General features: G+C 61.8%; 20 protein-coding genes. 12 read left to right on the top strand and 8 right to left on the bottom strand.

The window, feature by feature from the left end; genetic code table 11:
* Positions 1-101 precede the first annotated feature (101 nt).
* The 5 genes from ABLV52_RS07855 to ABLV52_RS07835 all read left to right on the top strand — a co-directional run bounded on the left by ABLV52_RS07855 (position 102) and on the right by ABLV52_RS07835 (position 4,843).
* Positions 102-1,190: an ABC transporter ATP-binding protein gene (locus ABLV52_RS07855; protein ID WP_348890239.1), complete on the top strand. Its 1,089-nt coding sequence runs from the start codon at positions 102-104 to the stop codon at positions 1,188-1,190.
* A complete protein-coding gene (locus ABLV52_RS07850) occupies positions 1,183-1,812 on the top strand; it encodes an ABC transporter permease subunit (protein ID WP_023290192.1) in 630 nt (209 codons plus the stop codon). The genes ABLV52_RS07855 and ABLV52_RS07850 overlap by 8 nt, the downstream gene beginning before the upstream one ends.
* A complete protein-coding gene (locus ABLV52_RS07845) occupies positions 1,812-2,480 on the top strand; it encodes an ABC transporter permease (RefSeq protein ID WP_023290193.1) in 669 nt (222 codons plus the stop codon). Before ABLV52_RS07850 ends, ABLV52_RS07845 begins: the two co-directional genes overlap by 1 nt.
* Positions 2,481-2,541: 61 nt before the next feature.
* Entirely contained in the window at positions 2,542-3,441 is a 900-nt protein-coding gene (locus tag ABLV52_RS07840) for an ABC transporter substrate-binding protein (protein WP_348890238.1), read from the top strand.
* A complete protein-coding gene (locus ABLV52_RS07835; protein ID WP_315971095.1) occupies positions 3,419-4,843 on the top strand; it encodes an LLM class flavin-dependent oxidoreductase in 1,425 nt (474 codons plus the stop codon). The genes ABLV52_RS07840 and ABLV52_RS07835 overlap by 23 nt, the downstream gene beginning before the upstream one ends.
* A gap of 48 nt (positions 4,844-4,891) precedes the next feature.
* On the opposite strand, the gene ABLV52_RS07830 is transcribed toward ABLV52_RS07835, so the two are convergent.
* The 3 genes from ABLV52_RS07830 to ABLV52_RS07820 form a co-directional block, all read right to left on the bottom strand.
* Complete coding sequence (locus ABLV52_RS07830; protein WP_348890237.1) at positions 4,892-5,692, bottom strand: PhnD/SsuA/transferrin family substrate-binding protein; 801 nt, start codon at positions 5,690-5,692, stop codon at positions 4,892-4,894.
* Positions 5,685-6,671 carry a fatty acid desaturase gene (locus ABLV52_RS07825; RefSeq protein ID WP_162543113.1) on the bottom strand — a complete coding sequence of 329 codons (987 nt, stop codon included), beginning with the start codon at positions 6,669-6,671 and terminating at the stop codon, positions 5,685-5,687. The genes ABLV52_RS07830 and ABLV52_RS07825 overlap by 8 nt, the downstream gene beginning before the upstream one ends.
* A 74-nt stretch (positions 6,672-6,745) precedes the next feature.
* The gene (locus ABLV52_RS07820) at positions 6,746-7,954 is read right to left on the bottom strand and encodes an ROK family transcriptional regulator (RefSeq protein WP_048297795.1); all 1,209 of its coding nucleotides are present in this window, start codon (positions 7,952-7,954) and stop codon (positions 6,746-6,748) included.
* Between the two features lie 214 nt (positions 7,955-8,168).
* Between ABLV52_RS07820 and ABLV52_RS07815 the strand changes: the two genes are divergently transcribed.
* Genes ABLV52_RS07815 through ugpC form a run of 5 tightly spaced genes read left to right on the top strand, consistent with a single transcriptional unit; the run spans position 8,169 to position 13,197 of the window.
* Positions 8,169-9,413 carry an extracellular solute-binding protein gene (locus tag ABLV52_RS07815; RefSeq protein WP_109547172.1) on the top strand — a complete coding sequence of 415 codons (1,245 nt, stop codon included), beginning with the start codon at positions 8,169-8,171 and terminating at the stop codon, positions 9,411-9,413.
* Positions 9,414-9,422: 9 nt separating this feature from the next.
* Positions 9,423-10,331 carry a sugar ABC transporter permease gene (locus tag ABLV52_RS07810; RefSeq protein WP_017899871.1) on the top strand — a complete coding sequence of 303 codons (909 nt, stop codon included), beginning with the start codon at positions 9,423-9,425 and terminating at the stop codon, positions 10,329-10,331.
* Positions 10,321-11,160: a carbohydrate ABC transporter permease gene (locus ABLV52_RS07805; RefSeq protein WP_348890263.1), complete on the top strand. Its 840-nt coding sequence runs from the start codon at positions 10,321-10,323 to the stop codon at positions 11,158-11,160. The genes ABLV52_RS07810 and ABLV52_RS07805 overlap by 11 nt, the downstream gene beginning before the upstream one ends.
* Positions 11,161-11,162: 2 nt before the next feature.
* A complete protein-coding gene (locus ABLV52_RS07800; RefSeq protein ID WP_048297796.1) occupies positions 11,163-12,125 on the top strand; it encodes a carbohydrate kinase family protein in 963 nt (320 codons plus the stop codon).
* The gene (gene ugpC, locus ABLV52_RS07795; protein ID WP_008804321.1) at positions 12,112-13,197 is read left to right on the top strand and encodes a sn-glycerol-3-phosphate ABC transporter ATP-binding protein UgpC; all 1,086 of its coding nucleotides are present in this window, start codon (positions 12,112-12,114) and stop codon (positions 13,195-13,197) included. Before ABLV52_RS07800 ends, ugpC begins: the two co-directional genes overlap by 14 nt.
* A gap of 61 nt (positions 13,198-13,258) precedes the next feature.
* Here the strand turns inward: ugpC and ABLV52_RS07790 are convergent, their stop codons facing one another.
* Genes ABLV52_RS07790 through ABLV52_RS07775 form a run of 4 tightly spaced genes read right to left on the bottom strand, consistent with a single transcriptional unit; the run spans position 13,259 to position 17,196 of the window.
* On the bottom strand, positions 13,259-14,005 hold the full coding sequence (locus tag ABLV52_RS07790; protein ID WP_032453343.1) for a proteasome-type protease: 747 nt from the start codon (positions 14,003-14,005) through the stop codon (positions 13,259-13,261).
* Positions 14,006-14,021: 16 nt separating this feature from the next.
* Positions 14,022-14,837: a transglutaminase family protein gene (locus tag ABLV52_RS07785; protein WP_032453344.1), complete on the bottom strand. Its 816-nt coding sequence runs from the start codon at positions 14,835-14,837 to the stop codon at positions 14,022-14,024.
* Complete coding sequence (locus ABLV52_RS07780) at positions 14,834-15,763, bottom strand: alpha-E domain-containing protein (protein WP_002910835.1); 930 nt, start codon at positions 15,761-15,763, stop codon at positions 14,834-14,836. Before ABLV52_RS07780 ends, ABLV52_RS07785 begins: the two co-directional genes overlap by 4 nt.
* Entirely contained in the window at positions 15,757-17,196 is a 1,440-nt protein-coding gene (locus tag ABLV52_RS07775; protein ID WP_004180417.1) for a circularly permuted type 2 ATP-grasp protein, read from the bottom strand. The genes ABLV52_RS07780 and ABLV52_RS07775 overlap by 7 nt, the downstream gene beginning before the upstream one ends.
* A 486-nt stretch (positions 17,197-17,682) precedes the next feature.
* Here ABLV52_RS07775 and ABLV52_RS07770 point away from each other — a divergent pair, with 486 nt between their 5' ends.
* Both ABLV52_RS07770 and ABLV52_RS07765 read left to right on the top strand, forming a co-directional pair.
* Positions 17,683-19,416, top strand: a complete 1,734-nt coding sequence (locus tag ABLV52_RS07770; RefSeq protein WP_048297798.1) for an alpha,alpha-trehalase — start codon at positions 17,683-17,685, stop codon at positions 19,414-19,416.
* A gap of 256 nt (positions 19,417-19,672) precedes the next feature.
* Positions 19,673-21,793 (top strand): TonB-dependent siderophore receptor, encoded by a 2,121-nt coding sequence (locus ABLV52_RS07765; protein ID WP_348890236.1) that lies wholly within the window; start codon positions 19,673-19,675, stop codon positions 21,791-21,793.
* Positions 21,794-21,834: 41 nt separating this feature from the next.
* Here the strand turns inward: ABLV52_RS07765 and emtA are convergent, their stop codons facing one another.
* Positions 21,835-22,446, bottom strand: coding sequence for a membrane-bound lytic murein transglycosylase EmtA (gene emtA / locus ABLV52_RS07760; RefSeq protein ID WP_048335997.1), 612 nt, complete (start codon positions 22,444-22,446; stop codon positions 21,835-21,837).
* Between the last annotated feature and the right edge of the window lie 83 nt (positions 22,447-22,529).

The following is a 22,529-nucleotide window of genomic DNA, read 5'->3' as shown; positions in this document are numbered from 1 at the left end:
ACGTATTTGCCCTCCCCGCAGGCGCTCTGTAGTTTGAGCCAGGATCCCGGCGCCACTTTTTCCGGGTCAGGACTTTATTATTCAGAGTGTTGAATTTCGCCATGATAAAATTAGCGCATCTTTTCAAAACCTATTCAGGCAGCGCCCAGCCGGCCATTCGTGACCTCAGCCTGGATATTGATCATGGCGAATTCTGCACTTTCGTCGGCCCGAGCGGCTGCGGAAAAACCACCATCCTGCGGATGATCAACCAGCTGGATATTCCCGACAGCGGCGACGTCTATATTCAGGGCGTCCGCCTCGCTGACGCTGATATTATCCAGGTCCGCCGCCAGATCGGCTTCGTGATGCAAAGCGCCGCGCTCTTTCCCCATCGTACCGTGGAGCAAAATATCGCCACCGTGCCGCGGCTGGCGGGATGGAGCAAAGCGCGCATCAACGCGCGCATTGACGAACTGGTAGCGCTGATGTCGCTCGACAGCCATCTGCTGCACCGCTATCCGCATCAGCTCTCCGGCGGCCAGCAGGGACGCGTGGCCATCGCCCGCGCCATCGCCGCCGATCCGCCGATTTTACTGATGGATGAGCCCTTCGCCGCCATCGACCCGGTGGTCCGCGAACGCCTCCAGGACGAGCTGTTGCTGTTGCAGCAGCGGCTGCAGAAAACCATTGTATTAGTGACCCACGACATCAATGAAGCGATCCGCCTCGGCGATAAAATCGCCATTTTCCAGGAAGGCGGCGTGCTGGCGCAGTTTGATACCCCCGACCATATTCTGGCCCACCCGGCGAGCGAGTTCGTGCGCCGCTTTATCGGCCCGGAGCCCAATCTGAAACGGCTGGGTATGATTCAGGTCGGCCAGCTGCCGCGTCACGATGTCCCCCTGCTCGACGAAGCGCTGACGCCGATCGCCAGCGCCCATCCACCGCTGGCCAGCCCGCTGCGCCTGGTGCTTGACCGCCAGCGACGTCCGCTGCACTGGTTCGATCCGCAACACGGTCTCACCCTGCCGGTGGAGCGCCCGCTCGCCAGCAGCCACAGCCTGCGTTTCGCCTACAGCGCGCTGCTCGACGTGGCGACCGGCGTGCTGGTGCATGTGGATAGCGAAGGACAATACCAGGGGGCGGTGTCCCACGCCCTGCTGCAGCAGGTGCTCGACGGCGCGGTGGGGGTGAGACCTCATGATTGACTGGGGCTGGGTTATCGATAACCGCGCGATGATCGGCGATCTTCTCTGGCAGCATGCGCGGATGGTCCTGCTGGCGCTGTTTTTCGGCTCCCTGCTCACCGGCGGCCTGTTAGCCATTACCCTGCGCTGGCCCGCGACGGCGCAGCCGCTCATCACCCTCTGCGGCGTGCTGTTTACCATTCCCTCGCTGGCGCTGTTTATTTTATTGCTGCCGTTTACCGGGCTGTCGCTGACCACCTCGCTGATTGGCCTGACGCTGTACTCGCTGTTGATCCTGCTGCGCAACGTGCTGGCCGGCATGGAGAAGCTGCCGCAGGCGGCGCTGGAGTCGGCGCGGGCGCTCGGCTACACCCGCGGTTTCCGCTTCTTCGATATCGAGCTGTGGCTGCTGCTGCCCTCTCTGTTTGCCGGGCTGCGCATTGCCTCGGTGACGCTGGTCGGCCTGGTCACTGTCACCGCGCTGATCGGTCAGGGCGGGCTCGGGCAGTTGCTGATGGCGGGCTTTAATCAGGACTTTCTGACACCGATTGTCGTCAGCCTGGTCCTCAGTCTTGTACTTTCGCTGGTCTTTGACGGGCTGATTGCCCGTCTCGGCGACTGGCTAACGCCGTGGACGAAATGATGACGCTGCTTCTCGCCACCTTTCACTGGTTAACCCAGCCGGAGCACTGGCTGGGCGACGATGGCATCCTGCTGCGCCTGGGCCAACACCTTTATTACGTGCTGGTCAGCATGGCCGTTGCCTGCGCCATTGCCCTGCCGCTCGGCATCGCCCTGGGTTACTGGCGCAAAGGCGCCTTCGTGGTGATCAACCTGTTTAATCTTGGCCGCGCCATCCCTTCGTTAGGGCTGATTTTATTATGCATCATCGTTTTCGGCTTTAACGATATCCCGGTGCTGGCGGCGCTGATCGCGCTTTCTATTCCGCCCATTCTCACTAATACCTGGGTGGGGATTTATCACGCCGACCGCCCGCTGTGCGATGCGGCCATCGCGCTGGGTATGACCCCCTGGCAAAGCCTGTGGCAGCTGCGGATCCCGCTGGCGGCGCCGCTGATCCTCGCCGGGATGCGCACCGCGCTGGTTCAGCTTATCGCCACGGCGGTAGTCGCAGCCTATGCCGGCCTGGGCGGGCTGGGACGTTTTCTGATCGATGGCCTCGGGCAGCGGGATATCCCGCAGGTAATCGGCGGCTCGCTGGTGGTTTCCCTGCTGGCGATAGGCGGCGAACTGCTTTTCGCCCGCTGCGCCGGACGCCTGACCCACCGCCGAATTGCCGCGCCTTATTAGCGTGTACCTGACATTACCCTCAGCGCCTGGCGCTGATTAACCTGAAAATACAAGAGGTATTATGAAGCAATTATTTGGCAAGGCCGTCACCGCCCGTCGATTTCGTCTCTCGCTGCTGGCCGCCGGGCTCTTCAGTCTGAGCGTTAACACCTTTGCCGCCGGCGTCACCGTGGGCGGGGCCAACTTTACCGAAAGCTCCATTCTCGCCAACATCTACGCCAGCGCGCTAAAGAAAAATCATATTGAGGCCAACACCCGTCTCAACCTCGGCAACCGGGAAATTATTATTCCGGCGCTGCAGAGCGGTGAGATCGATATCGTTCCGGAATATCTTGGCGCCCTGCTCAATTTCTATAACGGCAAAACCGAGGCCACCAGCCAGCAGGACGTCAGCGCAGAGCTGGCCCAGGCCCTGCCCGCCGATTTCACCCTGCTGAACCCGGCCCCGGCCACCTCGATCACCGCCTGGGCGGTACGTGCCGAGACCGCGGAGAAATACCATCTGCGCACCCTCTCCGACCTGAAGCCCGTCGCCCCGCAGCTGGTGATCGGCGGACCGCCGGAGCTGGCGGTACGTGCCCTCGGCCTGCCGGGGCTGAAGCTCGTCTATGGTCTTGAGTTCAAAGCGGTGAAATCGCTGGACATGGGTGGGCCGCTCACCCGGCTGGCGCTCAATTCGGGCAAAATCGACGTCGCGACGGTCGTCTCCACCCAGGGCAATCTGGCGAAGGAGAAATGGGTGGTCCTCGAGGATGATAAACATGAACAACCGAGTCAGAACGTGGTGCCGCTGGTGCGCAAAGCCAGTCTGACGCCGGAGATAGGCGCCGTGCTCAATGAGGTCTCCGGCAAACTGGACAATGCCACGCTGATTGCCCTCAACCAGCAGGTGGATCTCCAGCATAAAGATCCGGCGGCCGTCGCCGAACAGTGGGTTAATGCCAACCTATCCCAACACTGACCGTCACCCCGCCACGGATGGCGTTCAGCCGCGAGTCTACGCTATGTCTAACCGACACATGATCCTGAACCTCTTCTTTTATAACCCACAGGGGGATTACCGTTTCTCCTGGCGCCACCCTGACGCGCCTGAAGCGGACATATTTACCCTCGACTATTACGCCAGCCTGGCGCGTAAGGCCGAAGCGGCGACCCTGGACGCTATCTTTGTCGCCGACCATATCGCGGTGTGGGACACGGTGCCCAGCGGCCTGAGCCACTATGCCAACGCCCGGCTTGAACCACTGACGCTGCTCTCCGCCCTCGCCGCGGTAACGGAGCATATCGGCCTGATGGCCACCGCGTCGACCTCCTATAACGAACCCTATAATCTCGCCCGGTACTTTGCCTCGCTGGATTTTCTCAGCAATGGCCGGGCAAGCTGGAATGTGGTGACGTCGTGGCTGGAAGAAGAAGCGGCAAACTTCGGTCTGGAGCAGCTTCCCCGCCACGGCACCCGCTACCAGCGGGCCAATGAATTCATCGACGTGGTCACTCGCCTGTGGGATTCCTGGGAAGATGGCGCGGCAATCTTTGATAAAGCGCGCGGAGTCTTCGCCGATGCCGACAAGGTGCATCACCTCGACTATCAGGGTGAGTACTTCCGCGTCCGCGGCCCGCTCAACGTACCTCGCCCGCCGCAGGGCCATCCGCTGCTGGTGCAGGCCGGCTCTTCGGAGGCGGGAAAAGCGCTGGCCGCCGCCTGGTCTGATATGCACTTCGTGTTTATTCATTCGGTCGCCGAGGGGCTGGCCTATCGCGAAGAGATGAACCAGCGGCTGCGCCAGCACGGGCGCGATCCGGCCCATTTCAAAATCATCGCCGGGGTCCTGCCGGTGGTGGTGAACTCCGGCGAGGAGAAGGCGGCCCGCCAGCAGCTTAACGAGCAGCTCATGAGCGACCAGATGGCTATCGATCTGCTCTCCTCTTATCTTCGAATGGATCTCAGCGCCCTGCCGCGGGACCAACCTCTGCCGCCGCTCCCCGATGAGGAGAGCTTTGACGGCATCCGTACCGCGCTGAAGCTTATCCGCCAGTACGATCCGCAGCTCACCCTGCTGGAGTTGGGGAAGTTGTTATTACAGAGTTCTGATAGCTGGCTGCTGCTGGGCAGCGCCGAGGAGATTGCCGCCACCTTAACGGAGACCTGGCAGGCGGGCGCCGCCGATGGGTTCAACCTGATGTTCCCGCTGCTGCCGGGAGACTTTGACCGCTTTATTGACCAGGTGGTACCGCTTCTGCAGCGTAACGGCGTCATGCGCGACCGCTATCCGCCCGGCACCCTGCGTGAAAAGCTCGGTCTGCCGGCGGTGGAAAACCGCTTCACCGCCCCGACCCGCCCCGCGTTACCGCCGACGCCGTAGCTTGCCATGGCCCGCCCCCGGCGCAGATCGCTGGCCGGGGCATTTTACCTACAGCTGACTGACCCCCAGCGCCACGGCCTCATCCCGCCACGCCAGCAGCGGAGCATAGGCCTCCCGCGACATATCGCTATAGCCGCAGATCAGCAAGGCGTCGCACAGGCGACGATAGCGCGCATCGCTCACCAGCTGCTGGAGCGCCTCGCGCAGGCTGTTCAGCGTCGCCGCCGGGGTGGCGCCGGCGGTGATCAGCGGCAGGCCTGGCGCGGCCGGGCTCCAGCCGATCGCCGCCAGGCCTGCCAGGGCCTGCGGCTGATGGCGCTGCAGCAGAGCGTAGGTCACGCAGTCGATGGCGGCGATATCGGCGTTTTCCTGCTGCAGCTCGCGCAGCGACTGCCGATGGCTGCCGCTGAACACCACCGCCGAAAAAAATCGCCCCTGCCGGGAGAGCGGCGCGACCATTTTGCGCAGCACGTTGTAGCCAGACTGCGAGTGCTCGGCATTGCACACCGCGCGGCGGCCAAAAAAGTCCGCCAGCATCCGGTGACTATCCGCTTCGCGAACCACCAGCAGGCTGCGGTAGCGGCGCCCCTCGCAACCGGGCGCGGCGTAGTGGAAGCAGCCCACCGTCTGCACCTCCGGCAGCTGGGTCACCAGCGGATAGCCACAGGTCTGGCTCAGCAACAGCCCCGGCTGGCGCCAGTGGGCCAGCAGATACTCGGGATCGGCCGCCGGAGGGTCCCCTGTCACCATCACGCCGCGTTCAGCCAGCAGCGACTGCACCGCCAGCCACAGGGCCTGGGTCTGTTGTCGGTGGATGGCATACATGGGAAAGGTCATACGTTCAGCCATGTTCTCCTCCCGCCTGCGCCTGTTCGCCAAAGCCTGGATGGGCGTTCACCGCCACCGCCCGGCGGCTAAAATGGCGTCGCCACTCACCGTAACCACGTACCAGGAACCCCTGATTACGCTGCAGATAAGCCGCCTGACGATGCAGATACAGCCGACGTAAAGCGTACCAGGGGACCCCTGGCAGGTCATGATGTACCGCATGGTAGTTGAGATTGAGGAACAGCACCCGCCAGGGAAGCCCGGCCTCGTTGATCACCGAGCGGGCCAGCGGGTCATCCGCAGCCCGGTGTTCGAGAAAAGAGCGCACTTTGGTCAGGGCCAGCGCCGGGTAGCTCACCGCCAGCACAAACCACAGCGGGGAAAAACCCTGCGCCGCCATCCAGGCCAGCAGACCCGTCAACAGAAACAGATGCAGGCTCCACATGGCGATGGCGCGGCGGTCGCCCGCGCGGAAAGCCCGCAGCGCGCTACGCAGGGTGTGAACGATATCCATCAGCGGCGCCAGCAGCAGACGCCCCCAGAAGGTATTGCGCAGGTGGATAAGACGGCGCTGCCAGGCAGAGAAGCGCTGCCAGCTTTCCGCCGTCACATAGTACGATTCGGGGTCGTCCTCGGGGTGCGTCAGCAGATGGTTGCGATGGTGCGCCAGATGGCTGTCGCGGTAGACGCCGTAGGGATACCAGACCGCCAGCGGCAGCGTCCCCAGCAGCTGGTTGAACCATACCAGCCGGGTGGGATGCCCATGGATCAGCTCATGCTGTAAGGACATATACCAGGCGGTAAACCAGATTAGCAGCAGCGTGGCCGGAAACAGTCCCAGCGTCCGCCAGCTCGTCACGCAGGCAAACCAGCCGCCGTATACCGTCACAATCAGCAGCCAGGTCGGCAGCTCGCTGCGCCACAGCCAGCTGCGCGCCAGCTGGCGGATCAGGATGCGCTGTTGGTCATCCACATAGACAGCCGTCTTCTTTTCCGTCACTTCCCATACCTTGCCGTGTTGCCTCATTCCCTCCGAAGATGTGAGATAACACGTTAAATAACAAAGTATTTAATTTACTTAGCTTTGCCAAAAAGCGCGTTTGTATTCACCGCTTTCATCAACACCTGAAACTGCGGATTAAATTCATCAAAGATTGGCAGCGCAGCGGCGCCCAGCGCGGCGGTATCGGTGCCGGTCATCCCCATTTTGACACGCTGCGCCGGCAGGTAACGCCCGCGCACAGACTGATACAGCGGCGGCAGCCGCGCCAGCACTTTCTCCAGCAAGGGGGCGGGCATCATACCGCCCACCACCACTGTCTCGGCATCGAAGACGCACTCCAGCAAATTGATCGCCTGACGCAACGGCGCCAGGATGCTGGTGATCCACTGGTCGAAAAGCGCAGCGTCCACCGACAGCAGATCTTCCGGCAGCGCGCGATAAGGGTCGAGGCCGCAAAACTCATAGGCCGCCTGCAGCGAAACATAGCGCTCAAGACATCCCTCATTCCCGCAATAGCAAGGGCGACCGTTCGGCGCGACCACGATATGCCCGACCTCACCGGCGTTATGGGCATGGCCGGTATACACATGACCATCGGTAAAAATACCGGCGCCCAGACCGGTGCCAATATAGAGATAGACAAAAGAGTTGAGCTGCCGCGCCACGCCGTGAAAGCGTTCGCCAATGGCGGCCACCGTGGCGTCGTTTTCGAGAGTCACCGGCAGGCCGCTGAGTCGCCCGAGCTCCGCCGCTACGTCGATTCCTTCCCAGCCGTTGAGCGTCGTGGGCCCCGTCGACGAGATCCCTTCCACGCCAAAGGGCCCCGGCATCACGACCCCCATCCCCAGCACCCGCGACCAGTCCAGCGTCGGCAGCGCACGGATCTCATCCAGCACCTCAGCGAGGCGGGCAAAGGTCGCACCAGGCTGGGGCTTTTGCACCAGAATGAGTCGGCGAAAATGGACCTCGCCGGCCAGATCCACCAGCACCACAATCAACGTCTGATGATCGAGATGGATGCCAATTGACCAGGCGCTGGCGGGATTGAGGCTCACCGGCACCGCTGGCTGTCCACGGCCGCTGGCGCGCCGCGGTTGGTGGCTGGTCAGGAGATCCATCTGCTCCAGCTCCGCCACAATATTCGACACGGTCTGCGGGGTCAGCGCGGTCAGCCGCGCCAACTCGGCGCGGGTCAGCTCGCCATGTAAACGCACCGCCTCAATGATCACCCGGCGGTTATGCACCCGGGCATGTTCAAGGTTTGTACCTGATGTTTTCATCGTTTCCCTTCCAGGCTGGACTGGTGAAATTTTAGCCGGCATCACAGATCTGACAACGACCCGCGCAGGCGGGTCTTCGCGATGGCATACCCTTTGCTACGCTTAGTGCTGGGACCACTCGGGAGATGTTGCCGATATTGTCGCCCTGATTAAATCAATCAAATTGATTTAATAAATCATAACCCCTTTCAGTACAGCACAGCGGAGAGCAAAGATGAAATACCACAGCGCACTACGGGTCAACGCCTGTCTGCTGGCGATGCTCGTTATCAGCGGGAGCGTCAGCGCAGCGACCCAGATTAATGCCCTGTTCATGACCCAGGCGGCCTATAGCGAAAACGACATTCGCGCGATGACCAGTGACTTCGAAAAGCAACACCCTGACGTGAAGGTCAATCTCGAATTCGTCCCCTATGAAGCGCTGCACGACAAGATCGTCGCCGCCCGCGGCGCAGGGGGTAACGGCTACGACGTGGTGCTGTTCGACGCGATCTGGCCGGCGGAGTTTAGCCGCTTCGATCTGCTGCAGGATGTCTCCTCACGGATTGCCGCCGACGAGCGCGAGAAGATTTTCCCCGGGGCGATGAATACCGTGGTGTATCAAGGCAAAACCCTCGGCATGCCGTGGATCCTCGACACCAAATATCTGTACTACAACAAAGCCATGCTGGACAAAGCGGGGATCAAAACGCCGCCTGCCAGCTGGCAGCAGGTGATGGACGACGCCAAAGTGCTTAAGGACAAAGGGATCGTCAAATATCCTCTGGTCTGGAGCTGGTCGCAAGCGGAAGCGCTGGTCTGCGATTACACCACCCTCGTCTCCGGCTTCGGCGGGAGCTTTTACCAGAACGGCAAGCTCGATTTTTCGACGCCCGCCTCGCTGAAAGCGGTCACGCTGATGAAAACCTCGCTCGATCAGGGGCTGAGCAACCCGGCATCACGTGAATACCTTGAGGAGGATGTGCGTAAGGCTTTCTCCAATGGCGACGCCGCCTTTGCGCTCAACTGGACCTATATGTACAACATGGCCAACGATCCGAAACAGAGTAAAGTCGCAGGTGATGTTGGCATTGTCCCCGCCCCAGGCGATACCCCGGATAAACCCGGCGCCGTCAACGGTTCAATGGGCCTGGGCATCGCCAAAGCCAGTCAGCATCCGGAAGAGGCCTGGCAGTATATTCACTATCTGACCTCCCAGCCGGTACAGGACAAGTATGCCAAACTGAGCTTGCCGGTGTGGAAAGCCTCGTACCAGGATCCTGCCGTTGCCAAAGGCCAGGAGAGCCTGATCGCCGCCGCCGACAAGTCGTTGAACGTGATGCTCTCTCGTCCCGAAACGGCAGATTACTCGCGCCTGTCAAACACCCTGCAACAGCAGCTTCAGTCGGTACTGCAGGGTAAAGCCACGCCCGACGTCGCCCTCAAGGTGGTCGACACCAGCGCGGCCCGTCTGCGTTAAGGAGGCATGATGCTGAGTCTGCAACGACGCGAGCATCGTCAGGCATGGGTGCTGTTAGCGCCCATGCTTATCGCGATGTTTATCCTCACCGCATGGCCGCTGGCGCGCACGCTGTGGCTGAGTTTTACCGATACCGCGCTGGCCGGAAGCGGCGAGGCGACCCACTACGTCTGGCTGGATAATTATCTTTATGCCCTGACCGACCCGGACTTTCGCGCGGCCTTCGCGCGAACGCTCTATTTCACCGTGGTCTCGGTGGCGATTGAGGGTGCGATCGGCGTACTGGTGGCGCTGTTGTTGAATCAGCGTTTTGTCGGGCGAAATGTCCTGCGGGTGCTGGTGATCCTGCCGTGGGCGTTGCCGACTATCGTCAACGCCATGATGTGGCGGCTTAACTTTAATCCCGACTACGGCAGCGTTAATGCTCTGCTCAGCCAGCTGGGGCTGATTGACAGCTATCGCAGCTGGCTGGGCTCGCCGGATTCTGCGCTGCACGCGGTGATGCTGGCGGATATCTGGAAAAACTACCCGCTGGTCACCCTGCTGGTGCTGGCCGCCCTGCAGTCTGTTCCCGACGATCTGTACGAGGCGGCGCGGCTCGACGGCGCCTCGGCCTGGCGGCGTTTTCGCGCCATTACCTTTCCGGCCATTGTGGGTCCCCTTGGCGTCGCGCTGGTGCTACGCACCATCGATGCCTTCAAAGTGTTCGACATTATCTATGTTATGACCCGCGGCGGCCCACTCGACAGCACCAAAACGCTGAGCTTTTTTGTCTATCAGGAGTCCTTCAGCTACCTGCGCGCCGGCAGCGGCGCGGCCTACGCCATGCTGATGAGCCTGATGTGCGCCGTGCTGATAGCCCTGTATCTGTTTTTGCTGCTGCGTCAGCGGCGCCGGAGTATTGATGATGAAGCGTAAAGGGTACATCGTACTGCGTTACCTGGCGGCGCTGGCGGTGGCGATCTCGATCCTCGCCCCGATGCTGTGGCTGTTTTTGATGAGCGTCAGCACCACCGCGGACCTCACCCGCGTCCCGCTGGAGTGGCTCCCGCGGCAGTGGGACTTCAGCCGCTATGGCCATCTGCTGTCGCTGGCCCCTGGCGAACCCGGGGCGCTGTTTCTTCCCGCGCTGGGCAACAGCCTGCTGGTGGCCGCCGGGGCGACGCTGGTGTCGTTGTTGCTGGCGATCCCTGCCGCCTTCAGCTTTTCGCGTTATCCCGGCCGCGACGGCTGGCTGTACGCCGGCCTCGGCATCTATATGGTGCCGCCCGTGGCCTTTGTGCTGCCGCTCTATTTTATTCTTGAACACTTTGGCCTGTTCAACACCCGCAGCGGGCTGGTGCTGGTCTACTGCTCGCTGATCGTGCCGTTTCTGACGTGGATGGTCAAAAACCAGTTCGATACCCTGCCGCAGGATATCGAACAGGCGGCCCGGCTTGACGGTCTGCGCATCTGGCAGGTCCTGCTGCGCATTACTCTACCGCTGGCGAAACCGATGCTTGGCGCCGCCGCGCTGTTCGGCTGGCTGCTGGCGTGGGACGAGTTTTTCTATGCGCTACTGTTCACCAGCAACCTCGCCGCCCAAACGCTGCCGGTGACCATCGCCGGCTTCACCGCTGGCCGCGCCACCGATGACGGGCTGGTGGCGGCGGTCGGCATACTAGCCTCAGTCCCTCCGCTGTTGATTGCTATCTGGTTGCAAAAATCGCTGGTCAGCGGCCTCACCAACGGGGGAAGTAAAGGATAACTATGGATAACACCAGGACACCTGTGCTCTATATCGTGGGCAATTACAATATTGATTTAGTGATGGGAACCCTGATCCACTGGCCTGCCCAGGGGACTGAGATGATGCTCGAGCACAGCGCGCTGCGGCCCGGCGGCTCTGCCGGCAACTGCGCGCTGGCCGCCGCCGCCATGCAGCTTCCGCACTGCGCGGTCGGCTGCCAGGGCGACGACGCGTTTACTCCGTGGCTGGCGGCACAGTTTCCCGGCGGCAGCGATCGCTGGCCGCAGTATCCCTGTGAAACCTCACTGACGGTGGCGATCACCCATCCCAACAAAGAGCGCTCCTTCCTCAGCAACCATGGACATATTACCCGCCTGACCGCCGGGGATGTGCTGAGCCAGCTGCCGGCCGCCGCTGGCGAGGGCGATATCGTGTTGCTCTGCGGTACCTTTCTCTGTACCGGGCTGCTGTCCGACTATCCGCAGCTGCTCGCCTCGCTCCGCCAGCGCGGGTTTACCCTTGCCGTCGATACCGGCTGGCCGCCTCAGGGCTGGAGCGACCCGCTGCGTCATGAGGTCGACCGCTGGCTGGGCGACTGCGACTGGCTGTTGCTCAACGACGTTGAAACCCTGCAGCTGGCCGGCCACCCGACCCTCGCCGCAGCCGCCGCAGTCCTGGCGGCACGGCTCAGCGGCCGCGGCGGGTGCGTGGTAAAGCGCGGCGCCGACGGCGCGGACTGCTGGACGACCGACGGCCATCACCATGCGCCGACCCGGCCAGTCACCGTGATCGATACCATCGGCGCTGGTGACAGCTTTAACGCAGGATTTCTTGCCGCACTGCTGAGCGGCAAACCTGCGGCGGCCGCGCTGCGCTGGGGAAATACCGTCGCCGCGCAGGCGATCGGCACCTCCCCGCGCCGCTATCCCGACTGGCATACCCTGCAACATCACCTTGAGGAGGCCACCGATGGCCAGTGTTGAACTGATCGATGTCGCCAAGCGCTACGGCAAACAGACGGTGCTCCAGCCTCTGGACCTCACCATCCCCGACGGCAGCTTTACCGTACTGGTGGGCCCTTCCGGCTGCGGCAAGTCGACCCTGCTGCGCCTGCTGGCCGGTCTCGAAACGCTTTCCGGCGGCACCATTCTGATGAACAAGCGGCCGGTCAACGATCTGGATCCGGCCGACCGCGATGTGGCGATGGTCTTTCAGAGCTACGCGCTCTACCCCCACCTGACGGTGGCGGAAAATCTCGCCTTTCATATGCAGGTCAAAAAGGTGGATAAGCAGTTACAGAAAAGCAAAGTGCAGCAGGTCGCCAGCCTGCTGGGGATTGATAAACTGCTGGCTCGCTATCCGCGTGCGCTCTCCGGCGGCCAGCGCCAGCGGGTGGCGATGGGCCGGGCCATGGTCAGAAACCCCCAGGTTTTCCTGTTCGATGAGCCGCTGTCGAACCTTGACGCCCAGCTGCGGATGGAGCTGCGCGCGGAGATCAAATCCCTTCACCAGCGTATCAATACCACCATGATCTATGTCACCCATGACCAGGTGGAGGCGATGACCCTTGCCGATCAGATTGTGGTGATGCGCGACGGGCAGATCGTCCAGCAGGGGGCGCCGCTGGCCATTTACGACCAGCCCTGCAATACCTTCGTCGCCCGCTTTATCGGCTCCCCGCCGATGAATCTCCTGCCCGGTCAGCGCGCCGTGCGCGACGGCCAGCCCGGCGTCGCCTGCGGTGCGCTGTGGTTTCCGCTGGCCGAACGCTGGCATCAGGCCGTGGCGCAGCAGGGCGATGCCCCGCTGATTGTCGGTCTGCGCCCGCAGGATATTCTGCCGGATGCGCATGGCGCGCCGGCAACGGTAAACATCATGGAGGTGACGGGGGAATCCACCCTGCTGCATCTCGACTGGCAGGGTTTTCCGGTGCATGTGCAGGTTGCCGGCAGGGTGGCGGTCGCGGCGCAGCAGACGTTGGGGCTGACTCTCCGCCGCGAAAACCTGCATCTGTTTGATGCCGCCAGCGGCGAGCGGCTGGCGGAGACGCGCTAAGGGCGAAGGGAGCCGGTCATCATCCGTGTGGCCGGGCTCCGGGCGAGGTCGTATTCCAGGGCTACTCCTCTTCCCGCTCCGCTGGGGTCCAGGTCGGCAGGGTCCGGAAGGTGTGCAACAGCCCTTCCGACCACGCCTTGCGGATGCGGTTGAAGTAGGGATCGCTGTCGGTGATGCGATGCTGCCCGGCGCTGCTCAGGCTGCCGCTGCGGTAGAGCAGCGTATCCAGCGGCAGACCGACGGACAGATTACTGCGCAGCGTCGAGTCAATGGAGATCAACGCGCAGCACATCGCCTGCTCCAGCGGCGTATCGATGGTCAGCACCCGATCGATGATCGGCTTGCCGTACTTGCTTTCGCCAATCTGGAAATAAGGCGTGTCGCGGGTGGCTTCAATAAAGTTGCCCTCCGGATAAATATGGAACAGACGATGGGTTTCGCCGGCGATCTGGCCGCCAAGCAGCAGGTTGCAGTTGAAGTTGGTGTTACTGCAGTTTTGCTGGTTGCTGCTGTCGCGCTGGATCACCTCCAGCAGCGTTTTCCCGATCAGCATGGCGGCGTCGTAGAGGGAAGTTACCTGCATCAGGTTCGGCTCCTGCTGGGTACGGATCCGCGCGCTGAGCAGGCTTATCACGCTCTGGGTGGTGGCCAGGTTGCCGGCGGATTGCAGCACCAGCACCCGTTCCCCTTCCTGATGGAAAACGTGCAGCTTTTTAAAAGTGGCAATATGGTCGACGCCCGCGTTGGTGCGGGAGTCGGAAGCAAACACCAGTCCATCCGCCAGGCACATGGCCACACAGTAGGTCATTGCGGTTATTCCCGTATTATTGCTGCTGCGCCTGCTGACTGTGTTCGCGCACTTCAGCGTTGGTTAACATAATCTCCCCGCCGCCGCCCAACCGGGTGCCCCGTACCGGGCAGGCGTCGAGATAATCCAGCCCGGTCGCCAGCCGCAGATGCTGATTCAGACGACGGGTATTATTGGTGATATCAAACGACAGCCAGCGGCCGTCGAGCCACACTTCCGCCCAGGCATGCATCGCCACATGCTGGGCGTTATCGCTGTAGACATAGCCGCTGACGTAGCGCGCCGGGATATCCAGCGCCCGGCAGCAGGCGAGAAAAACATGGGTATGATCCTGGCACACTCCCTTCGCCCGGGCGAAGGCGTCGGCAGCGGAGTCCTGCACCTGGGTCGCGCCGGGGGAGTATGGCATTCTTAACAGCAGATCCGCCATCAGTTGATTCAAACTCTCTTCCGCCGCATCGGGACGATAGAGGCGCTGGGCAAACTCGCGGATCGCCGTATCGGCGCGGGTCAGCGGCGTAGAGCGCAGAAAAACCAGCGGCGACAGCAGCTCGGCCTCTTCATCACGCGTCTCTTCCCCCTCGTCGGCGATATCGACAATCCCGCTGGCGCGGATGGTGATCTCTTTGTGCGGGTTATCCAGCGTCAGCACATGCAGCACATTGCCCCAGCCGTCGGTGGTGGTCACCGCCGCGCCGTCCGGCAGGGTCAGCGTCCAGGCGGTGATGGTCTGCCGTCCGGTGCTGCGCGGCGTCAGGCGCAGATACTGGGTGGAAAACTTCACTTCTTCATCGTAGCCGTAGCGGGTGAGATGATCGATGACCAGTTTCATAAGGCCTCCAGATAGGTTTGTCTGATGCTGTCGGACAGGGCGTTAATTCTCGCCAGCAGTCCGTTAAGCGTGGTCTGCAGGTCCGCCTGCGCCAGGTCGTCACGGGTGCTGAAGCGCAGGTCAACGTTGAGCTGATGGGCGAGGCGCAGCGGCTGATAGGAGCGATCGTTGGCGATCTTCTCCAGTTCGCCCACCAGGTCGGCAATGCTGGCGCGCAGCGAACGTGGAATATCGTTACGCAGGATCAGCAGCTCCATCACCGTTTCGCGACTGACCGGCTGGCGGTAGAGGCTGTTGTATGCTTCGCGGGCGCTGACCGCATTGAGCAGGGTATCCAGCCGGTAGTATTCGCGCACCGGGTCCGGATCGTTGGTCAGCTGTTGATCCTTAATCAGCAGCAGCTGGGTGGTGGCGAACGCACGCTCGATCAGCGTGCCGATACCGATAAAGCTCAGGGCGTCGTTGCGAAGCAGCGTGCCAATCACCGCCCCGCGAAACAGATGCACCCGCTCTTTCACCCACTCGAAAAAGCCGTCGCTCCCCAGCTCGCCCAGCCCCTGCTGGCGGAGGGTTCGCAGCTCGATGCGGGTGGCATTGATGCTCTCCCACACTTCGGCCGACAGACTGCCGCGCACCGCGTGCGCGTTGTTCCACGCCATCTCCACGCAGCTGTAAATACTGCAGGGGTTGTTGCCATCGAGGGCAAAAAAGTTGAGCAGATTGCTCATGGTAAAGCGGGCGTGGCGCGCCTGAAACAGCTCGTGGGTCATCGACAAATTCAGCGGCAGCGCCAGATCCCGCGACTGCTGACTGTGGCGGGGGATCATTGATAATTTCCAGGTTACGTCCAGCACCCGGGCGTAGCTCTCCGCCCGCTCAAGATAGCGGGCCATCCAGAACAGTTCACTCGCCGTACGACTTAGCATGATGCGTCATCCTCCATCACCCAGGTATCCTTGGTTCCCCCGCCCTGCGACGAGTTGACCACCAGCGACCCTTCGGTCAGCGCCACGCGGGTCAGGCCGCCAGGCACCAGCCGCATCTCCTGCCCGGACAGCACGTAGGGGCGTAAATCGATATGCCGCGGCGACAGCCCTTCATCAACGAAGGTCGGGCAGGTCGACAGCGCGAGGGTGTCCTGGGCGATATAGTTGGCCGGATTGGCCAGCAAGCGCTGGCGGAAGGCCTCCCGCTCCTCTTTGGTGGAACGCGGGCCGACCAGCATGCCGTAGCCCCCGGCGCCATGGACCTCCTTGACCACCATCAGCTCCAGATTGCTCAGCACGTAGCGCAGGTCCTCCGCTTTCCGGCACTGCCAGGTGGGGATATTGCTGAGGATCGGCTGTTCGCCGAGGTAAAAGCGGATCATCTCCGGGACGTACGGGTAGATCGATTTGTCGTCGGCCACCCCGGTGCCGATGGCGTTGGCCAGCACCACGCCGCCGGCGCGATAAACGGACAGCAGCCCCGGTACGCCGAGCATCGAATCGGCGCGGAAGGCCAGCGGGTCGAGCCAGGCGTCATCGATGCGGCGATAAATCACATCCACCCGCCGCGGCCCCTCGGTGGTGCGCATATACACCGCGCCGTTTTTAATAAACAGGTCGGCGCTTTCCACCAGCTCAACCCCCATCTGCTGCGCCAGGAAGCTGTGCTCGAAGTAGGCGCTGTTGAAGCGACCCGGCGTCATCACCACGACGCAGGGATCATCCACCAGCGAACTTTCGCGCAGGGTCTGCAGGAGGTAGCTCGGGTAGCGCTCCACCGGCGCAATGTGATGCTGCTCGAACATCTCCGGATAGAGGCGCATCATCATCTTACGGTTTTCGAGCATGTAGGAGACGCCGGACGGCGTGCGCAGATTATCCTCCAGCACGTAGTACTGTCCGTCGTTATTGCGCACCATATCGACGCCGGTGATATGGGCATAGGTGTTGTTTGGCAGGTTGATGCCCTGCATGCACGGCTGATACTGCTCGTTGGCCAGCACCTGTTCGGCCGGGATCAGCCCCGCACGCAGGATATTCTGCTCATGATAGATGTCATAGAGAAAAGCGTTCAGCGCTTTCACCCGCTGGCGTATACCGCGGTCAATGCGCTGCCACTCCCCGGCGGGGATGATCCGCGGCACGCTGTCAAACGGGATCAGCCGCTCGGTCCCTTCATCCTCGCCGTAAACGTTAAAAGTGATGCCGATACGGTGAAAGAGCAGTTCCGCTTGCGCTTTTTTCTGCCGGATAGAGAATTGATCGGTGTTGCGAAACCATTGCCACCAGGCATTATAGTGCGGCCGCTGTTCACCCTGGGCGGTCAGCATCTCGTCATAATAATGCCCGTCAGGAAGCGTTATTTTTATCATGGCCGTCTCCTCCGGTTGTACTCACTTTGTGGTAATCCCGGTAAGAGATAAGCATTAATTATGCCAGGTCATCCGCCGCCGCGGCGTTGTGCAAATCGGTTCTGACCCGCCGTCTGATTGTGCAAAAAATCGCCACAATGGCTGCCTGCGCCCGGCTGCGGTTGCACCGTCGTGAGGCAGGGCGACGATTTTTGCGCCATGGTGGACGCCAGCGCCGTCAGCCAGTGTGCCGCAGGCCGGACCTCACAGCCCCTCTCGATCCGCTGGTATTCGCCGCCAGCGCGCCGTGGCCAGTGGCCCGGGCGCGTTGGCTTGCCGGTAAGCCTAATCGCGTTGCCGGCGGTTGTAGCAGAAAACCAGGCAGGTAAATCCTCTGTTTTCGCGCAAAATGTTACCCCTGACACGCGCAGCGGCAGATATTCGTCTAAGGTTTTTGGATGGCCAAACGTCGTGGCCCGCAGTCGATAATGATAAGGAGAACTCCCCATGACGAGTACTGATGCACATCGTCCCGCTGCTTTGCCCTGTTCCCTGCGCCTGGCGATCGGCGGCGCCCTGCTCGCCCTGATGAGCCTGAATGTCCAGGCGGAAGACGGCAAAACTGCGCCGCCACCCTCGCCGGATATTCTGCTGGGCCCGTTGTTCAATGATGTCCAGAGCGCGAAGCTCTTTGCCGATCAAAAAACCTTCGCCGACGCGATCCCTAACAGCGATCCGCTGATGATCCTTGCCGATTACCGGATGCAAAAAAACCAGGCCAGCTTCGACCTGCGCCACTTCGTCGAGCTGAACTTCACGCTGCCGAAAGAGAACGACACCTATGTGCCGCCCAAAGGGCAAACCCTGCGTCAGCATATCGACGGCCTGTGGCCGGTCCTGACCCGCAGCACCGTCGAGGTGGAAAAGTGGGACTCGCTGCTGCCGCTGCCTAAGCCCTACGTGGTCCCCGGAGGACGCTTTCGCGAAGTCTATTACTGGGACAGCTATTTCACCATGCTGGGTCTTGCCGAAAGCGGTCACTGGGATAAAGTCGAAGATATGGTCGCCAACTTCGCCGCGGAAATTGACACCTGGGGCCATATCCCCAACGGTAACCGCACCTATTACCTCAGCCGTTCGCAGCCCCCCTTCTTCTCCTTTATGGTAAGCCTGCTGGCGACGCACGATGGCGACCAGGTGCTGAAAACCTACCAGCCGCAGCTGGAGAAAGAGTATCGCTACTGGATGGCCGGGGCGGACGCGCTGGCTCCCGGCAGCGCCGACAAACGGGCGGTGCGGATGGCCGATGGCGCGCTGCTCAACCGCTACTGGGACGATAACGACACCCCACGCCCCGAGTCCTGGCTTGACGACGTCAAAACCGCCAAAAGCAACCCGAATCGTCCGGCCACCGAGATCTATCGCGACCTGCGCTCCGCCGCCGCTTCCGGCTGGGATTTCAGCTCCCGCTGGATGGACAATCCGCAGCAGCTTGCCACCATTCGCACCACCTCGATTGTCCCGGTCGATCTCAATGCCCTGATGTTCCATCTGGAGAAAACCCTCGCCCGCGCCAGTAAAGCTGCGGGGGACAGCGCCGGCGCTACGCGTTACGATGCGCTGGCCAACACCCGCCAGCAGGCTATCGAGAAATACCTGTGGAATGAAAAAGAGGGGTGGTACGCCGATTACGATCTGAAAAGCCACAAGGTGCGCAATCAGCTGACCGCCGCGGCGCTGTTCCCGCTGTACGTCAATGCCGCGTCACGCGAGCGGGCGACGAAAGTGGCGGCCGCCGCCGAGTCGCGACTGCTCAAACCCGGCGGGCTGACCACCACCACCGTCAACAGCGGCCAGCAGTGGGACGCCCCCAACGGCTGGGCGCCGCTGCAGTGGGTGGCCGTCGAGGGGCTGCAAAACTATGGCCAGCAGAAGATCGCCATGGAGGTCAGCTGGCGTTTCCTGACCAACGTGCAGCATACCTATGACAGCAAACAAAAGCTGGTGGAGAAGTATGATGTGAGTTCGACCGGCACCGGCGGCGGCGGTGGGGAATATCCACTGCAGGACGGTTTTGGCTGGACCAACGGCGTCACCCTTAAGATGCTGGACCTTATCTGCCCGCAGGAGAAACCCTGCGATGCGCTGCCCGCCACCCGTCCGGCGACAACGCCTTCACCACAGGACAAACCCGCCGCTAACGACCCCGCCCCTGCGGCACCGCAAAAGACCGGCTCCTGACGCTGTTCCGCTTCCCCCCTACCAAAATCGGTAGGGGTGAAGTGGTCTCCCTGGTCACGACCCTCCCGCGCAGGGCCATTCTGCGGCTCGCGGGAAACACCTCTCCACCCCCTCGCGCTGAACAGATCACCTTTTCGCTTGATTGCACAAATACAAACAATAATAATTCGCATTACTTTTTAACGAATAATGACAGATTCGTTTTTCCCGCGGCGGCGTACAGGAGTACCAGACCGCGCTGGTTCAGGATGATCTTATGAACGTGGCTATTTCTCGAAAACGCCCGAGGCTGCTGTACGCCCTCGCGGTCGCACTTCCCTTCACCGCGCAGGCCGAAGAGACGGTGGTGGTGACGGCCAGCCCGCCGGCGTCTGCCAGCGCGCCGACTGAAGGCTATAGCGCCAGCACCTCGCTCGGGGCGACGAAAACCGACCAGCCGTTAATCACCACCGCCCAGTCGGTGTCGGTTGTCACCCGCCAGCAGATGGCGGATCAGGGGGCGAATACCATCAGCCAGGCGCTGGAATATACCCCAGGGGTCTACTCCAGCTTCGGCGGCGGCGCCACCCGGTTTGACGCCATCTCCCTGCGCGGCTACCACGGCGGCGACGTCGATAACCTGTTCCTCGACGGCATGCGCCTGATGAGCGACGGCGGCAGCCATAACGTTGTGCAGATCGACCCATGGTTTATCGAACGCGTCGATGTGATCCGCGGCCCCTCCTCCGCGCTCTACGGGCAAAGCGTGCCGGGCGGCGTGGTCAACCTGACCTCCAAGCGCCCGCAGTTCAGTCAGCAGGGCCACGTCCGCCTGACTGGCGGAACGCAAAATACCAAAGGCGCGGCCTTCGATTACACCGACGCCATCAATGAGCAGTGGGCATGGCGGCTGATCGGTATGACCCGCAGCAGCGACACGCAGTATGACCATACCCGCGAAGAGCGCTACGCCATTTCGCCTTCCCTGCTGTGGCAGCCGGACAGCGACACCTCGCTGCTGCTGCGCGCCTATCTGCAAAAAGATCCTTCCGGCGGCTATCATGGCTCTTTGCCGCTGGACGGCACCCGCTACGCGCACAATGGCCGTAAGCTCTCCACCAGCACCAACGAGGGCGATCCGGGAGATGGCTATCAGCGCCGTCAGCAGATCTACAGCTATGAGTTTGACCACCAGTTCACCGACGTCTGGTCGGTCTATTCCGCCGGGAGCTACACCCACACCAACGTCTCCCTCGATCAGGTCTACCAGGTCGGCTGGATAGATGACAGCGATAGGCTGGCCCGCGGCTACAGCGGCTCGCGCGGTTCGCTGGACGGCTGGTCAACCGATAACCGCCTGCGCGCCGATTTCAATACTGGCGTTCTGGCGCATACCCTGATCCTCGGCGCCGAATATCATCGCTTCCGCAACGATCTGTGGACCGGCGCCGGCGGCGCGGCGCCGCTTAACCCGTTTACCGGCTATACCGCCCAGACCGGGCATACCGTGACCTACAGCGATGACAATAATCGCCGCTATTACCAGACCGGGCTGTATCTGCAGGATGAGATGGTCTGGGACCGCTGGCATATGGATGTTTCCGCCCGCTATGACCGCATCGTTTCCCAGCAGGTCAGCGACACCCAGGGCACCTCGAACCGCCGTTCAGACGATCATATCAGCGGCCGCGCCTCGCTGTTGTACGCTCTGGACAACGGGCTTTCACCCTATCTGAGCTACAGTCAGGCGATTACCCCGGCGATGCTGCCCGGCGCGGATGGCAAACCGTTGAAACCGACCACCGCCGAACAGTTTGAAGCCGGCCTGAAGTTCCAGCCGCCGGGCAGCAGCGACCTCTACAGCATCGCGATTTACGACCTGACGCAAAAGGATGTCGCCACCCGCGACCCGAACATCGCCACCGCCACCTATATTCCTGCGGGGAAAGTGCATTCCCAGGGGGTCGAACTGGAAGCGCACCATCAGATCACGCCGCAGCTGAGCACTATCGCCTCGTATACCTGGAATCGTCTGCGCTTCCAGGACACTAAGGACGGTACCGACAACAACACGCCGCAGCTGACCCCGGATCAGATGGCCTCCTTCTGGGCGCGCTATCAGTTCCCGGCGGGGATCTCGGTGGGCGCCGGCGTCCGCTACATCGGCAAACAGTGGGCGGATGATGCCAACACCGCACGGCTGCCGTCGGTGACGTTGATGGATGCCATGATGCGGGCCGACCTCGGCGTCTGGTCGCCGGGGCTGAAAGGCGCTTATGTGCAGGTTAACGCCAACAATATCGGCAATCGTGAATACGTTTCCGGCTGCTACGGCACCGGCAACTGCTACTGGGGAGCAGAGCGCAGCGTGATGGCTACCGTCGGCTACGATTTCTGAGGACGTGGCCTCCGGGAGACTCCCGGAGGCCAAACGAGGGATTACATGGCATCCAGCGCTTTCTGCAGCTTCCAGATATAGCGCGGCGCCTGCGGAGCCGGGTGTTTTTTCACCACATGCTCGAAGAACTCATCGGCGTCGAGATCGTTAATCTCGTCGATGGCGTCCTGCCGGTTTGACGAGAAGGTGCGCAGCAGCGCGCCCGCGCCGTTGGCGTAGGAGACCACCACCGCATAGCGCATCACCTGCGGGTCTTTGATCCCCGCCAGCGGGCCGTTTTCCAGAATGCTCAGATAGGCGGCCCCCATCGAGATATTCCGTTCCGGGTTTTTCAGCTCACTGACCGACGGCTCGCCGCGCCAGCCCATCCGCCGATAGACATCGCGTCCGGAGGTCGACGGCTTAAGCTGCATCAGCCCGACGGCGCCGGATTTACTCACTACCGCAGGGTTACCGCCCGACTCGATGGCGATGATCGCCGTGATCAGCTGCGGATCCACGCCCCAGGCGGCGCCGGCTTTTTCACTGATCGGCATCCACTGCATCGCCCGCTTCACCGGGACCTCGGGGTTCCACGGCGGATTGGTGTAATCATGTTTCGAACTACAACCGGCCAGAAAAACGACTAAAATAAGCAACCATCTCAATTTCACACATCTATCCTTATCTACCCAAACGCCATCATGCTGCAGAACGACGGCAGCGGTACGACCCCCGCCCGCCGACAGCCTGATGG

It is taken from the genome of Klebsiella sp. GB_Kp056, assembly GCF_040064755.1.
GTDB classification, from domain to species: domain Bacteria; phylum Pseudomonadota; class Gammaproteobacteria; order Enterobacterales; family Enterobacteriaceae; genus Klebsiella; species Klebsiella quasipneumoniae.
The sequence above is the reverse complement of the archived record's forward strand: the minus strand, read 5'-3'. Positions and strand labels throughout refer to the sequence as shown.

Excerpts from the sequence above, each read along its gene's own strand:
- ABLV52_RS07855 (WP_348890239.1), top strand. The coding sequence starts at position 102 with ATGATAAAATTAGCGCATCTTTTCAAAACCTATTCAGGCAGCGCCCAG.
- ABLV52_RS07850 (WP_023290192.1), top strand. The coding sequence starts at position 1,183 with ATGATTGACTGGGGCTGGGTTATCGATAACCGCGCGATGATCGGCGAT.
- ABLV52_RS07845 (WP_023290193.1), top strand. The coding sequence starts at position 1,812 with ATGACGCTGCTTCTCGCCACCTTTCACTGGTTAACCCAGCCGGAGCAC.
- ABLV52_RS07840 (WP_348890238.1), top strand. The coding sequence starts at position 2,542 with ATGAAGCAATTATTTGGCAAGGCCGTCACCGCCCGTCGATTTCGTCTC.
- ABLV52_RS07835 (WP_315971095.1), top strand. The coding sequence starts at position 3,419 with ATGCCAACCTATCCCAACACTGACCGTCACCCCGCCACGGATGGCGTT.
- ABLV52_RS07830 (WP_348890237.1), bottom strand. The coding sequence starts at position 5,692 with ATGGCTGAACGTATGACCTTTCCCATGTATGCCATCCACCGACAACAG.
- ABLV52_RS07820 (WP_048297795.1), bottom strand. The coding sequence starts at position 7,954 with ATGAAAACATCAGGTACAAACCTTGAACATGCCCGGGTGCATAACCGC.
- ABLV52_RS07815 (WP_109547172.1), top strand. The coding sequence starts at position 8,169 with ATGAAATACCACAGCGCACTACGGGTCAACGCCTGTCTGCTGGCGATG.
- ABLV52_RS07810 (WP_017899871.1), top strand. The coding sequence starts at position 9,423 with ATGCTGAGTCTGCAACGACGCGAGCATCGTCAGGCATGGGTGCTGTTA.
- ABLV52_RS07805 (WP_348890263.1), top strand. The coding sequence starts at position 10,321 with ATGAAGCGTAAAGGGTACATCGTACTGCGTTACCTGGCGGCGCTGGCG.
- ABLV52_RS07800 (WP_048297796.1), top strand. The coding sequence starts at position 11,163 with ATGGATAACACCAGGACACCTGTGCTCTATATCGTGGGCAATTACAAT.
- ugpC (WP_008804321.1), top strand. The coding sequence starts at position 12,112 with ATGGCCAGTGTTGAACTGATCGATGTCGCCAAGCGCTACGGCAAACAG.
- ABLV52_RS07790 (WP_032453343.1), bottom strand. The coding sequence starts at position 14,005 with ATGACCTACTGTGTGGCCATGTGCCTGGCGGATGGACTGGTGTTTGCT.
- ABLV52_RS07785 (WP_032453344.1), bottom strand. The coding sequence starts at position 14,837 with ATGAAACTGGTCATCGATCATCTCACCCGCTACGGCTACGATGAAGAA.
- ABLV52_RS07780 (WP_002910835.1), bottom strand. The coding sequence starts at position 15,763 with ATGCTAAGTCGTACGGCGAGTGAACTGTTCTGGATGGCCCGCTATCTT.
- ABLV52_RS07775 (WP_004180417.1), bottom strand. The coding sequence starts at position 17,196 with ATGATAAAAATAACGCTTCCTGACGGGCATTATTATGACGAGATGCTG.
- ABLV52_RS07770 (WP_048297798.1), top strand. The coding sequence starts at position 17,683 with ATGACGAGTACTGATGCACATCGTCCCGCTGCTTTGCCCTGTTCCCTG.
- ABLV52_RS07765 (WP_348890236.1), top strand. The coding sequence starts at position 19,673 with ATGAACGTGGCTATTTCTCGAAAACGCCCGAGGCTGCTGTACGCCCTC.